This is a genomic window from Sodalinema sp. (genome assembly GCF_046483825.1).
Taxonomy (GTDB): domain Bacteria; phylum Cyanobacteriota; class Cyanobacteriia; order Cyanobacteriales; family Geitlerinemataceae; genus Sodalinema.
In genome coordinates, this window is record NZ_JAWOCL010000046.1 from 1 (window position 1) to 14,528 (window position 14,528).

At 52.5% G+C, this 14,528-nt stretch carries 9 protein-coding genes; 2 read left to right on the forward strand and 7 right to left on the reverse strand.

Translation table 11 applies throughout. The features are described 5' to 3' along the window. Positions 1–188 precede the first annotated feature (188 nt). A complete protein-coding gene (locus R6U67_RS02815) occupies positions 189–551 on the reverse strand; it encodes a hypothetical protein (protein WP_410251145.1) in 363 nt (120 codons plus the stop codon). Positions 552–594: 43 nt separating this feature from the next. Further along, on the reverse strand, positions 595–1,470 hold the full coding sequence (locus R6U67_RS02820) for an ABC transporter permease (protein ID WP_410251146.1): 876 nt from the start codon (positions 1,468–1,470) through the stop codon (positions 595–597). A 184-nt stretch (positions 1,471–1,654) separates the two neighbouring features. Between R6U67_RS02820 and R6U67_RS02825 the strand changes: the two genes are divergently transcribed. Then, positions 1,655–2,797, forward strand: coding sequence for an Eco57I restriction-modification methylase domain-containing protein (locus tag R6U67_RS02825; RefSeq protein ID WP_410251147.1), 1,143 nt, complete (start codon positions 1,655–1,657; stop codon positions 2,795–2,797). A 20-nt stretch (positions 2,798–2,817) separates the two neighbouring features. Here the strand turns inward: R6U67_RS02825 and R6U67_RS02830 are convergent, their stop codons facing one another. The 5 genes from R6U67_RS02830 to R6U67_RS02850 all read right to left on the reverse strand — a co-directional run bounded on the left by R6U67_RS02830 (position 2,818) and on the right by R6U67_RS02850 (position 13,802). After that, positions 2,818–4,092 (reverse strand): RNA-guided endonuclease InsQ/TnpB family protein, encoded by a 1,275-nt coding sequence (locus R6U67_RS02830; protein WP_410251148.1) that lies wholly within the window; start codon positions 4,090–4,092, stop codon positions 2,818–2,820. A gap of 131 nt (positions 4,093–4,223) precedes the next feature. Next, on the reverse strand, positions 4,224–8,441 hold the full coding sequence (locus R6U67_RS02835) for a choice-of-anchor I family protein (RefSeq protein ID WP_410251149.1): 4,218 nt from the start codon (positions 8,439–8,441) through the stop codon (positions 4,224–4,226). Between the two features lie 419 nt (positions 8,442–8,860). Beyond that, entirely contained in the window at positions 8,861–10,159 is a 1,299-nt protein-coding gene (locus R6U67_RS02840) for a CO2 hydration protein (RefSeq protein ID WP_410251150.1), read from the reverse strand. Between the two features lie 171 nt (positions 10,160–10,330). After that, positions 10,331–11,818 carry an NADH-quinone oxidoreductase subunit M gene (locus tag R6U67_RS02845; protein ID WP_410251151.1) on the reverse strand — a complete coding sequence of 496 codons (1,488 nt, stop codon included), beginning with the start codon at positions 11,816–11,818 and terminating at the stop codon, positions 10,331–10,333. Between the two features lie 139 nt (positions 11,819–11,957). Further along, complete coding sequence (locus R6U67_RS02850) at positions 11,958–13,802, reverse strand: NAD(P)H-quinone oxidoreductase subunit F (protein ID WP_410251152.1); 1,845 nt, start codon at positions 13,800–13,802, stop codon at positions 11,958–11,960. Positions 13,803–14,317: 515 nt separating this feature from the next. Between R6U67_RS02850 and R6U67_RS02855 the strand changes: the two genes are divergently transcribed. Next, on the forward strand, positions 14,318–14,528 hold a 211-nt coding region (locus tag R6U67_RS02855), incomplete at its 3' end, for a hypothetical protein (protein WP_410251153.1).

The following is a 14,528-nucleotide window of genomic DNA, read 5'->3' on the forward strand; positions in this document are numbered from 1 at the left end:
TGATGTGGTGGTTCCGAGCTTTGTGCCTTCGGTTCCCTATGGCATCAATTCCTAGAAGGGGTAGGTGGGAGTTGGGATATAACCCAAACATGGCTCCCAACCGTTGTCGTTGGGGTTCATCTACTTCAATAACCATAAAAAAAGATGGGGGGTTGACTCCCATCTTTTTTTATGGTATGCAACTGAAGTTAGTTTTCGGGATTGGGGGACTCTAACTCATCGGTTGAGATGGCATTTTGTTGGCGGATGAGTTCGAGTTGACGGCGACGAAAGTCATCGGCAGCATGGTTGAGACGACCTTCTTGTCCAGAACGGAAGTCTTCGAGGGTTTGACCGCCGCTTAAGTTGCTGCGGTGGATGATGTCTAACATATCCAGGCCACCTTCCCCTTGCATGGGGTCGCGATCGCCGGTGTTGGCACTATCGCGGAAGGGGTCATTAGAAGGGACATCGCGGGAGCTTTGGGCCTGGGCGCTCGTCGCTAGAACCAGACTGCTGGCCAAGGCGACGAGGGTGAGGGAAGTGCTAACGAGAGAACGTAAGGGATTCATAAACAGATCCTCCTAAACGGGGATTGACGAAGGGAATCGAGACTTAGGCGAAGCGACGACGGAGTAGGGGTTGAATTAGGGCTAACGCCGCGATCGCAAAGACAAACAACACCAGCAAAGCCGCGCCGAAGCTAATATCAGCAAAGGGAGCTTCCATGACGATACTACCGAGGCTCCAACTGTCATGGAGATAGAGATAGCGAATTGGCTCAATGGCGTAGCTGAGCGGGTTGAGACTGGCGATCACTTGTAACCAACCTGGCATAAAGGATAGAGGCGCCAGGGCAGTACTGGCAAACAGAAGTGGTAAGTTCGTGACGAAAATGGCTGCAATCAGTTCCACATGGCCCGGAAGCGCAAAGGCTAAGCCGAGACTTAAGCCGGTGACACCCAGGATGAGGAAAAAGAGGAACAGGGCGATCGCACCCAAGCCAGCCAGTCCCGGAAGTCCTGCCCCCATGACGGTTCCGGCGGCCATAATCACAGCGGTTTGCAGGAAACTGAGACTGACAATATAGATGGTGGAGGCGAGAACAATCGAGAAGCGGCTAGAGAGGGGAGCCACCAGAAGGCGATTGAGGAATCCGAACTCGCGATCGAACATAATCGGCAGGCCCGCATTGAGGGCGCCGGCGAAGGCGGTAAAGACAATCACCCCAGCCCCGAGGAACTGAAGATAGTTTTGGCTTTCGGCAAACAGGCCAGCGGGTGCATTTTGGAACAAGGCGCCAAAGAGAATCAACCACATCAGCGGTTGAATAATCCCCGCCACGAGGGTTGTGGGCCGGCGTTGTAGTTGAATAAACAGACGCCGGGTGAGGGCTAAGGTTTCTTGGATAAAATCCGCCAAGGCATTGTCGGCGACGGCTTGCGCGGCCAACTCAGCCTTGGGGGTGGGCGTGTTAACGGTTGTACTCATAGGAGAATTGATAATTGCCATGACGAGGGTCTTCGATTGTCTCTATTGTGCCATTGTCTTTGAGGGGAGAGAGCAAACGACGTGCCAGATGGCTCGTTAGCGAGATTGAGATCAATCAAGTGATGGGCGATCGCAGCAGTATACAATCACCTATAGCGAGCCATTTATGCCAACAAGACCCCTCTTGCCATTCAGACAACTGAGCCTCGATCTCCCCAATTCTCATAGTGTCAGTCCCCAGGTGCAGGCAGCGATTGAGCAGTTAGCCTGCAATCCCCAAGCCGATGCACGGGGCGCCATCTTCACCCGCCAGGAGGTGGTGGAGTTCATCTTGGATCTCGTTGGCTACCGCGAAGAGCAGCCCCTACACACCATGCGGCTGTTGGAACCCTCATTCGGTCGCGGTGATTTTTTGCTGGCGATTATCAAACGATTATTGAAGGCGTGGCGGGCATTTCAAAGCAACGGTGTAGCCTTAGACGACCTCAGTGATGCCATTCGGGCCGTTGAACTGCACCATACCTCGTTTAAACACACCACTGCGGCAGTTATTAACCTTCTTGAGTCGGACGGCCTTGACTCGAAAACAGCTACTACTTTAAGCAAACGCTGGTTGTCACAGGGAGATTTCTTACTGACTCCCCTCGATGGAGAGTTTGAGGTTGTGGTAGGCAATCCACCCTATATCCGTCCTGAGCTAATTCCCGCGCCTCTACTGGCAGCATACCGCAACCGCTACCGAACGATGTTTGACCGGGCCGATATTTACATTCCCTTCATCGAGCGGATGCTGTCTGTTTTGTCGAATCAGGGACATCTGGGAGTTATTTGTTCTGATCGCTGGATGAAGAATCGTTATGGCGGCCCGTTACGGCGTCTCATCGCAGAACAGTTCCACCTGAAGATTTACGTAGATATGGTGGATACCCCAGCATTCCACTCTGAAGTCGTAGCCTATCCTGCCATTACGGTCATTACTCGGGAAAAGGCGGAGGCGACTCGCTTGGCTTATCGTCCAACGGTTGAGACACGGGCCTTGACGCAGTTGGCGGACGTACTCCGCGCACCGGTGTTGTCGAAGGAGTCTACGATGGTGCAGGAACTAGCTACGGTGACCGATGCTGCTCAGCCGTGGCTGCTAAAGTCATCGGAGCAGGTGGCGCTCATCCGGCGTTTAGAGCAATCCTTTCCTGCTCTAGAAGCGGTCGAATGTAAGGTGGGAATTGGTGTGGCGACAGGTGCTGATCAGGCATTTATCGGGGACTTCGAGACGCTGGACGTGGAAGGCGATCGCAAGCTACCCTTAGTGACGTTCTCCCCCGCCTAAAGGCAGGGGGATTCATCGTTCTACGAGTCTCCGTTAGCTGACAGGATCTCTCCAGCCAACCAAGAGGGAATCTCTCCCGATGCGTGAATTCGGGTGCGCCCCACCCTACTCAGTCCCAGTTTGAGGATGTTGATCGCTGCGTTCGTATCGCGATCTGCGACGAAGCCACAATGCGGACAAATATGGGTTCTCGTTGATAGAGACTTCTGCACCTTTTCCCCACAACTCGAACAGTTTTGACTCGTGTTGTGGGGCGGTACAGCAATCGCTATCTTCCCGTATTTGTCCGCAAAGTATTCGAGCCACCGACGAAACAGCGTCCATCCCGCATCGCTAATCGATTTAGATAGATGGCGATTCTTGACTAGCCCTGCAACATTCAAGTCTATGCACTTCGTGCAGGCTTCGCCAACGTAGGCCACCAAATCGTTAGATTGGATTAGGCGGAGTGCCACTCTCTTGGCGTTCTCTTCTCGCTGCCGACTTACTCTTAAATGTTGACGAGCATATCGCTGTCTAGCTTTTCGATAGTTTTGCGATTGGGGTTTTCCTTTACGGAACTTTTTAGATTTTTGGCGGTTGAGTCGTTTGAGTCGCTTTTCAGCCTTTCGGTAGTACTGAGGAATCGGCTCAACATTTCCTTGACTGTCTGCCAAGAAATACTTCAAGCCCACATCAATCCCTACCGATTTTTGAGAAGGGGTTAGCGGCTTGGATACTGTCAGTCTCGGATCGAGCTTGATACAAAACTGGACGTAATAGCCATCAGCCCTCCTAAGTATCCTGACGCGCTTAATCTGTTCGGGGTGGTAATAATTTAAATCCCTCGAACCAATTAAGCGCAAGTGTCCGATACCTTTCTTGTCGGTGAAGACAATGTGTTTTCTGTCTTCTGAAAGTTTCCAACCCGAAACTTTATACTCGACTGAACGGGTATTCCTTTTGAATTGAGGATAACCTTCTCTTGGTGCGCGTTCCCTAGCGCCGTGCGACGGCGCGGGGTCGCACCGCTTCTTCCCCTTGACTTGGTTTTTACAGTTTTCGTAAAAACGAGTAATGGCTCTCAAGGTTCGCTCAACCGCCGTCTGACAAGCATGAGAGTTGAGTTCTTCGACAAACTTAAACTCTTTTCGCAGTCGTGTGTTGTACCGAAATAACTCAGCCTTACCCACACCCCGATTGTCCATCCAGTAACGCAAGACTTTATTGCGGACGAACTGAGTCGTCCGAATGGCTTCGTCGATGGCTAAGACTTGATAAAGTTTGGGTTTGACCTTGTATTCGAGAACAAACATCGTTTGACACTTGCCCAATTGGCATCATTATAGTACACCTAATTCGGCCCTGGAATGGCGGGGTTTGAAACCCATTATTTTTGGTCATCCAAGGCGCTGCATTGGGACGGCGACTCAACTTATGTCAACGCCTAACTCAAATCCAAGACATCACTCAAAAACGGTTGCCCCTGACCCGATAAAGAATCAGCACCGGTCTCGAAAATGCCATCAACCTGGCCGCCAAACAAGAACCCTAAGCCATTGTCACCCCGGAAGCCAGCTTGAGCCGAATTGACAAAAGCGACAAACTTCCCAAAATTGATGGGTTGTTGCGTGTCAATAAAGAGACGAACCACCTCATTCGTCTCCATCCCCGTTAACGGGTCAAACACCCCATCTTCCCGTTCAGTTAGCCCCTGAATACGAGTGTCCGCTTGAGCGGGGGTTTCCGGCTCCATGAACGGTCCTAACGTGAGTAAATACTCCGCCAGGGCATCCTGTTCCGAGCCAGGGGTTGCCGCCGTGGCTGCACCCGCCTCCGTCAAGATATCCGGTAACTCCACCACATTGGCAAACGCCGGATTCTGGGCCACAAAGTCATCGAACGGATACCCATCGCCGCCTTCAGCCAAGAAATTGAGGGTCACTAAGCGGATGGGGCGATCGCCATCGCCGAAGACCTCACCGCCAATCACCAACGGATCAACAATATCACCCGACTCATCCACGATCGCCGCCGATCGCACCCGCTGGCCCGGAGGTAACGTAGCATCAAAACTAAACGAGAGACCCCCCACCTGAGGGAATCGTCCCGGGGTCTGACCTGGAGCCGTTTCAGCAACCCCATGTTCGAGAACTTGCCGTACCTGCTCAGCGGTGAGGGTCAATAGGGTCAATTCATTATTAAACCGCAGCGAGTTTTCAATATCCAACTGGGAAATCTGGCCCGTTTCCTTACCCGAAAGAGGATTAGCTTGCGGAGGAACCAAATCACCACTATCTCCGATGACTTCGCCAATCGCAGCGCGAATCCCACCGCCATTTTTCAGAGAGACCTGAACCGTTGGGTCAACCTGCTGAGCCGCAAAGAGATTAGCATCAGCCGTCAAATTGCCGAGGGTCGTTTCCTCCGTGCGAACTTTCTCGCGGCGACCTTCAATAAAGACGCTACTGGTGCCGAAAATCTGCTGATCCTTGGCCGTAACAACCCCTTGCACAGCATCCGTCAGTTGACGCACCACAGCTCCCTTGCGTCCAGGAGCAAACGGGTCTTCACCCGGAGCCGCCTGACTCCAAATCTCACTCACGCCTTGAGCATCACTGGGAACGGGGCCGCTTTCATTGGGGTTAATACTCCCAGGGAGTAGCACGCCATTGTCATCAAACTCCACCACCAGACGACCGACATAGGAATACTCGCCATCAGTGCTGACAATCACCGCCGGTTCGCCATCGGCGTTGGTCGTCAAGACTGGATAGGGGAGTGCCGCCGTATCGCCGGCCCGTAGCCGCGTTTCCGGATTGGCGAGAATGCTGTCTGAGCCACCCGAAACCGCCACATCGACCCCTCGCAGCAAGGGAATTAGCTCTTGTTCGAGTTGGAACTGCTGCAAGTGACTGACGGTGACAATTTTGTTAATTCCCTGTCCGAGCAGTTGGTCGATAGTGGGTTGAACCACATTGGCCAAGGCCGCCATGTCATTGTTGTTGGGGCCAATCACCGCCACATCTCCCGTAGAGGAAATCGTCTCCACAATCGGGGTTGTAATGCCGACTACGCCGATGCGATCGCCGTTGCGTTCAATAATCGTCGCGGGCGCCAGTTTAGGCGCGGCCCCAGCAGCGTCCAAGTCCTCCGGAGTTGAAGCAAACGCCGTACTCGGGAGAATCTCAGAGGTCGCTAACCCGTCTAAATTGCTATCAGAGAAATCCAAATTAGCTGAGAGATAGGGGAATTGCGCCCCTAACCAACGGACATCCTCTGGCCCATCACCCCGGATATCAGGACCAATAATGTCAGCCAAGGTACTGGTTCCAGCATCAAATTCATGGTTCCCTACCGCCGAAGCATCAAAGCCAATGACATTGGCATTGGTGATATCAAAGCGGCCCACCCCTTCTCGGATATCAGACAAGTCAACGCCAAACAAATCGCTATAGACCCCTTGTAGAGTCTCACGAACCGAGCCATCTCCAGCCGCCGCAAAAAACGGTCCCGGTAAATAGTTGTCGCCAGCGGAGAGCAGAATCGAGTTAACTCCCTGATTTTGGGCATCGAGTTCCAACCCTTCCACCACAGCGGCAAAATTGGGTGCATCTTGGATCGCTCCCACACCGCCTTCTAAGTCTGAGGTATGAAGAATCTGCCAACGGTTCGAGGAAGGTGTGGTGGGGGGAGTCGGTGCCTCATCCGAGCTAATATCAAACAGCCGCGTATTGCCACTCACTTCACTCGCTACAACGACTAGGGATTCACCGGTAGGACTCTCCTCGGGGGGAATGACAATAATCCCCTCGGGTCCTAAATCGCCAGCGGTTCCGGCTTCGGGATCACCATTGAAGTCACGGTTATTGACGTACTCAACAAAAACAGGATTATTGGGGTCAGTAATGTCATAGGTCATGATTCCGCCCATGCGTTCTAACCCCACAAAGGCATAGGAGCGTCCATCAACTTGACCAATCGCCACGCCTTCAGGTTCTGGCCCCTTGTTGTCACTGCGGGTATCAAAACTATTCTCGTCGTTGTTGGAGTTGAAGTTGTCCGGGAAACGCTCGGCAGTAATGCGTTCAAAGTCCGAACCGGTATCAGCAATCAGATTTCCCTGGGTATCCCAAATCGAAAAAGACCGAGCGCCAAAGGCAAAGAGTTTGTCGTAGGCTTCGGTGGCGGTGACTTGTCCCCGCAGTTCTCCATCGGGGTTCGCTTCGGTGTGGATATTGACGTATAACCCCACTTCGTCATCGGGGTTGGCAGCGAGAAGACTGGGAATAAAGGCACTGAGGGCTTGGTTGGTGGCATCGCTGTCTTGCCAGACGCCGCTGAGCGTGGTTGAGCCATCCTCGTTAATTGTGGCGTCGAAGTCGCCATCTTGGGCGGGGTCGAGAATCCCTAGGGCCACGGGGCCATTCTCACCGGTACTGGCGGCGTGAAGATGAAGCCGGGTGACATCATCGGCTGTATCTGCGGTTTGGGGAGTTTGTCCGAGAATGGGGCCGAAGTCCAATCCTTCCACTTTCAGGTCATAGCGGAGGGCGGTTTGGTCGTCATTGAGTTTGAAGACGGCGCGGCCGCTGGCATCGGTTTCGACGGCGGGAACTTGGGATTCACCGCTGAGATCGGCGTTAAAGAAGGTTCCGTCGCTGCGTCCATCAACGGTGGTGATGGTAAGGCGGCCGAGGTTTTCGTCGGTTTGTACGGTCCAGAAATCCGGGAAAGCGTCGGGATCGAGGGTGATGTCTTTGACGCGAGCTTCTTCACTGAAGCCATCGTAGTCGCGGGCATCTCCTTCGTTGGCGGTGACGATGAAGGTTTGCCCGTTGGCTTCGTAGACGGCGATCGCATCGGGTTGATACATCCCGACGAGGTTGGGGTGGCTAGTGATGTTGATGGCGTCGTCGCGATCGCTGGCATCGAGACCATTTTCGGGGCGGCTATGATCTTTAAAGCCAAAGGGAACAATGTCTTCAATCCGGGCTTCGGCGATGTTGACAACGGCGAAGGCATTGTTTTCTTGTAGGGCGACGAAGGCGCGATCGCCGGCTGGGGCCACGGCGATATATTCGGGTTCGACGTCTTGGGCGACGCTGGCGTTGGGACCAAAGACACGCAGGCCAGCGTCGAGGAGTTCTTGGCGGCGATCGTTAAAGGCGGTAAAATCGGCGGTGCGGACTGTGGCGTTAGCGACACCGGCACTGATATCAATGACACTCACCGAGCCTTCGGGGTCGATGGTATAGTCATCGTTGGGTTCCCCTTCATTGGCCACCAAGACGGTCCTGCCGTCGGGGGTGAAGGTGAGCATATCGGGCAAGGCACCCACGGGGACCGTGTTGAGAAGGGTTCCGTTGATGTCATAGAAGGCCACCAATCCCGGTTCTTGGGTGTTATTATTCTCAACGGCAACGGCCACCAGACCATCCTGAACGGCAACACTATTGGCAATCCCTCCGAGATTGGTGGCGTTGATGTCAAAGAGTTTGCTGGGATTGCCAGGGTCACGGATATCTAAAACTTCGATGTTAGCGCTATTGGCATTAACGACAAATAAGCGCTGGCTGGCTGGATCGTGAGCGGCAATTTCTGCGGCGCTTTCGTCAAATATTCCGGTTTCAAAGCTTCCGATTGAGTTGAGTCGAATGGCCATGATGGTGAGATTCCCGCTGATTGTCTGATTGAATTGGAATTAGGCAGCAAAACAGCTAGTTTTTGGGTGTTTTAAACTGCCTCAATTAGAATCTCACAGCTTTGTTTAAATGGGGATTAAGAGTTTAATAAACCCAGTTTATATTTTGGTTAACGGATGGGTCGATGCTATAGCAAAAGTTGGTCTGAATAGTACAAAAAATAGGGGATAAAAAGGCAAGAGGCATAACCCACTCCTAACCGCTCCCAGGAGGGGATGGCAAGAGGTAAGAAGTCGGGGATTCTCTCCCAACTCAGAGTTATCCTAGGCCAATCTTCGATTGCTATAACTGATACAAACCCCTAAAAATGGGGGTTTTAAGTTCAAAAAAAATAGGGTGAGCAATGCGTTACTCACCCTAAAAAAGCCTAATTTCAATCCTAACGATAGTCTCGACTTTGGATATCGGCTAAGCGAGCTTCAGGACGCAAAAAGCGATCCATTTGTGCTTCAAAGAAGTCACGATTTTTCTGTAAATGTTTAGGATTAGGGTCATCCAGGGGATAACAGAGGGCTTGACGTAATGCCTGAATTACGGCTGACGTAACATTATACATCGAACGTTGGAAGGTAATCCCCAATTGAATTAACTGGTCATCTTCTCCCCGACAATGTTGACGATAATACTCTTGTAAATAGGGGGGCAGAAAATGGAACATATCCTGCATTAACAAGGTTGGAGGAATCCCAGCACTCCCGACGGGGAAGACATCGGCGTAAAGAATGCCATAGTGAAAGTCTTTCTGTTCTTGGGGAACTTGTTTGGCTTGGGCGTTATAGGATTTGGTTCCTCGGAAGGGTGCGGTTCGGTAAAAGACGGCTTCTACATAGGGTAATGCGGCTTCGTATAGCCAAGTAAAGGCTTTAGATTTGGGGATGATTTCGTAGCATTCGCCCCGAATATAGACGTGATGGTAAATGGGGCGACTGGCGACGGCAAAAATGCCATTAATTAGAAACTCCATAGCTTCGGGAACGGTGGTCATTTTCCCTTCATCATAGAGGTCTGACATTTCAAAAAACACCGGGGCCATGACTTCCCAAAATAACCCCAGGTTGGCATAGTAGGACAGTTGTCGCACTTGCTCGATAAACATCGTCGGGAAGAGTTTATAGAGTCCCAACATCAGGGGATTGCCTTTGAAGTAGGCGCGGATGGCGCGATCGCAGTTGGCGATATACTCGTCACTTTCGAGGTAGTCGTTAAAGCGTCCACCCATTCCTTGATGCCACAACATGGCTCGCATACAGGCTTCGGCGAACTCCATGTTGATGCGATCGTGCCAGAGGTGATGAAACAGTTTCGGCATTTTGCCGGTTTCACCTCGCTCGATAAAGTCTAGAAGTTCAGGATGAGCCTCACCTCCTCCTCGCCAAATCCGCAGTTCAGATTGGTCGCCAGCGTAGCTATTCTGACGGTCTAAATAGGATTTGGGTAGGAAGTATTTGAAGGCGGGAATGGGATTGAGAAAGACTTGTTCGGCAATATAAAGCAAGTTCCGCCAGTAGAAATCCATGGGAACGGCATAGGCTTTATAGATGCCGATGATTTGCATCAAGTTTTCTGGAGTATCGGGAAGCATTGAACCGCCCGCTTCCAAACGATGAATGATGTCTGCGTAGGGATGCTGGGAGGGAGGAAGGGCGTTTTGGCTGGGTTTGGTGGTGGTTTGGATCATGGGGGAAGAAGGGAATAGGGAATAGGGAACAGGGAATAGGGGGGAGAGGGCAAGAGGCAAGAGGCATAACCCACCCCTAACCCCTCCCAGGAGGGGATGGCAATAGGCAAAAGGGGGAAAGAAGTTAAGAGGTAGTACCTAGCCGGACTCTTGTGATTGCTTTCTGGCGGTTTAGGGTTGGGGGTGTTGGGCGATGAGTTCTGGGGTTGGGGGGAGGGTGGAGGCGATCGCCGTGGCGGTGGGCTGCATCCAACGAATGAGGGCGTTGGGTTGTAGGCCAAAGTAGAAGATGGTGGCCGTTAGGATGAGGGCGGGGACTCGTTCGGACCAGGTGAGGCGATCGTAGTAGGCGAGGTTGTTGTCGAGTTTGCCGAAACAGGTGCGGTTGAGCAAAATCACGAAATAAACCGCTGTTAGCCCGGAGGAAAGGATGCAAATTAGGGTGGGAATGGGAAAAATGGGAAAACTGCCCTGGAAGACGATAAACTCGGCGGCAAAGCCCACTAAGCCGGGGATTCCGGCGCTGGCCATGCCGGCGGTGACCAGTAAGCCGCTGACGAGGGGCAGGCCGCGCACGGGGTTCATGAGTCCGTTGAGGAGGGAGAGTTCTCGGGTTCCAACTTTGCTCTCGACAATGCCGACAAGGTTAAAGAGTAGGGCCAGAATTAAGCCGTGGGCAATCATTTGGGCGACGGCACCGAGAACGCTGAGTTCGGTTCCAGCGGCGACGGCGACGAGGATATAACCCATATGGCCGATGGAACTGTAGGCGACCATGCGTTTGATGTCTTGCTGGGCGATCGCACTTAAGGACCCATACATAACACTAATAGCGCCAATAACGGCTAATCCGGGTGCGACGACAGACCAAGTCTGGGGGAACATTTGTAAGCCAAAGCGGATTAAGCCATAGGTTCCGAGTTTGGCCAAAATCCCGCCGAGGAGAATGGCGATGGGGGGAGAGGCTTCGACGTAGGCATCGGGGGACCAGGTATGTAGGGGAACCAGGGGGATTTTAATGCCTAATCCTACTAACAAGAGACTGAGGATAATCAGTTGCGCTCGTTGGGAAAGGTTTTGACTGGCGAGGCTATCGTAGTCGAAGTTGAGGCTACCACTGAGGAAAACGACTCCTAGGAAGGCGGCGAGAATGAGGATTCCCGATACGGCGGTGTAGAGGAGAAATTTCATGCCCGCGTAGCCTCGTTTTTCGCCCCCCCAGATGGCGATTAGGAGATAGAGGGGGATTAACTCCAGTTCAAAGAAGAGGACGAAGAGTAGTAGGTTCTGGGCGAGGAAGGCCCCGGCGACTCCGGCGTTGACGAGGAGAATGAGGGCGTAATAGAGTTGCGATCGCGCGATATTGGGGACACTACTATAGACCACAATCGCCGTCAGAAAGGCATTCAGCGCCAACAAGGGCATCGACAGACCATCCACGCCGAGGCTATAACTTAAGCCAATGGCATCAGCCCAGGGCAGATATTCGGAAAATTGCAGGCCATTGTTGCTCAAATCAAATTGACTGATGAGCCAGATAGTCCAGATAAAGGCGACTCCGGCTGTTGCTAGGGCCAAATTGCGGGCGGTGGTTCCCGATTTGACGAAGCTAATGAGTAAGGCTCCGATGAGAGGAATGACAATAAGGGCGGTTAGCATGGTTTGTTAGGAAGGCAAGAGGCAAAAGAAGGGAACAGGGAACAGGGAACAGGGAACAGGGAACAGGGGAAGAAAAGGCAACAGGGAACAGGGAACACCGGAACTGGGAACAGGGGAAATCAGCAGCCGTTAATCGGGGTTAGAGGCCCGAGAAGTGGGGCAGGGTGGTTAGAAGGATGAAGATGGCGACGCTGACGATGATGGAGAAGGCGTAAAACTGCGATCGCCCGCTGGTGTTGTATTTGAGACTTTCGCCGCCAAAGACTGTGGCAAAACCGACAAAGTTCACCGCCCCATCGACGATATAGCGGTCTAGCCAGTACACGGCCTTGGAGATGCGATCGACGGCGAAGATGATGGTTCCTTTATAGAGTTGCAGGGTATAAAAATCATAGGCAAAGAAATCCTGAACCGCTTGGGAGCTGAGTTTAACGGGTTTCTTCCAGTTGGGATTGAGATACACCACCGCACCTAAACCCATTCCCACCAGACTCGACCAAGTGAGCAATACGGCTAGAGAACGATTTACCATGGCCCAGTCCGGGAGAAGCTGCCATTGAGCCAACAGTAGGGGCAGATGTAGGGTGACTCCGGTGAGGAGAGTCATGGGCAGAACCAGCAACCATAAGCCTTCGGAGGAGCGACGGGTAAAGTCGGTCAATTCGCCAGCAAACATCCGTCCAAAGAGGCGAGTCACACTAAAGGCGACGATGGCGTTCACGGCTAAGACGACGGCGAACAGTCCTGGACGAGTTTCCCAGAGCGCATCGGCAATCTGTACCAGGGACCAAAAGCCACCAAAGGGAGGTAGGGCAACGAGGGAGACTCCACCGACCATCAGGCAGAGTCCCGAGATGGGACGACGAGACCATAAACCGCCGTACTGGGTGAGGTCTTGAGTGATGTTATTGAGAACAATGCCCCCGGTACTCATAATCAGTAGGGACATCGCTAGGGCGTAGGTGAGGAGTAGAACGAGGGCAGCTTGAGTGGCCCCAATCCCCACGGCGATGAAGACAATCCCCAGATAGGCACTGGTGAGATAGGACAAGACTCGTTTAACGTCAATTTGGGCTACGGAAATGAGACTGGTTCCGACGGCGGTGGCGGCCCCGATGGCGAAGACGACGCTGGAGCCGAGGGGGGAAAGGGCGATAATGGGTTGAACTTTAATCAGAACCCAGGCCCCGGTGGAGACGACGAGGGTATTACGGAGGATGGTGGCGGGGTAGGGACCTTCCATGGCTTCATCGAGCCAGAGGTGGAGGGGAAACTGGGCGCATTTGGCGATGGGACCGGCCACTAGGGCCAGGGCCAGGAGGGTGGCCACGGTGGGGTCGAGTTCGACGGTTTCGGCCCAGATGGCGAGTTCGCTGAAGTTCCAGGTTCCTGAGAGGGGAAGGAGGGCGACGACGGCCATGAGTAGAATGAGGTCGCCGACTCGTTTGGTGAGGAAAGCATCGCGGGCGCCGGTGACAACGAGGGATTGGTTGTACCAGATGCCGACGATGAGATAGGTTCCTAGGGTGAGGATTTCTAGGATGACGTAGCTAAAGAAGAGGGAGTTACAGAGGACGAGGAGACACATTCCGGCCTCAAACAGTCCCATGAGGGAGTAGACTCTGGCCCAGCCCCAGTCCATTTCTAGGTAGGCGATCGCATAGATTTGCGCCAGGAAGTTCAAGCCGGTAATGAGAACGCAAGCCCCGAGTGCTACGGTGGAGACTTCTAAATCGAGGTTAATCACTAATCCGGGAGCGTTCAGCCACTCAAAGGAGAGGGCGTAGGGGGGCTGATTCCAGTTGTCGATCAGGGTGGTTAGACTATGTAGGAACGCCGTGAAGGTCATGAGGGCGTTGACGTATCCGGCGGGACGCGGACCGGTTCGGCGAATGAATCCGGGAGACCAAGGGAGGGCAAGTCCCGCGCCGATGAGGGTATAACAGGGAATGAGCCAGACGGTCTGGCTGAGAAAATCAAGCATAGGAACGTAACCTCAAGGTTTGGGGCTAGGAATCCCACCTCTCGGGGGGTAAACCGATGACATTTTAGAAAAATTTAATGGTTTCATCATAGACAAACTTCAATGGTTTGTCTATTTGTATAGAGATAAACAAATGATGCACAATATAATAAATTCTTATCTATCTGCCGAGCAAGTCCAGATCGGGCGGGAATTGGGGTAGGAACGGAGGAATGGAGGAGGGGTTTGAGGATGTTGGGGAGGATGTTGGGGGGGCGATCGTTGTCTCTGGTGCGGAAATGGGAGCTAGGACTGCTGTTTTGTGATAAGTTATTTTTATGTTTTATGAGATAGGCCACCTTGACATTGGTCAGGGTTTAGGTGTCGAATTTGGCCCTATTTTTCGTGGGGATGACGGGGAATAATTTAGATTAGTTGGACGATTCCGCAATAGTAGTGATGTGTTGCGGAATGAGGATATCGCTGTAGTATGACTTGGGTATTATGATGAGATCAGAAACTAGATTCTAGAAACGATGACGATACCTTTAGACAAAGTACGGCAACTAGAAGGAATACTTATTGATCGTGCGACGGGCGGTAATCCCAGTAGTGAGGAGTACAGTAAACTTCGCTTGGAGTTATTAAGAGATAGTACAACCAAAGATCTTCTTCCTCAGTTTGTTGAAATTAACAACGAACTCGACAAGTTTTGGAGTTTTATTAAATTAAGGTTCAAACATTACG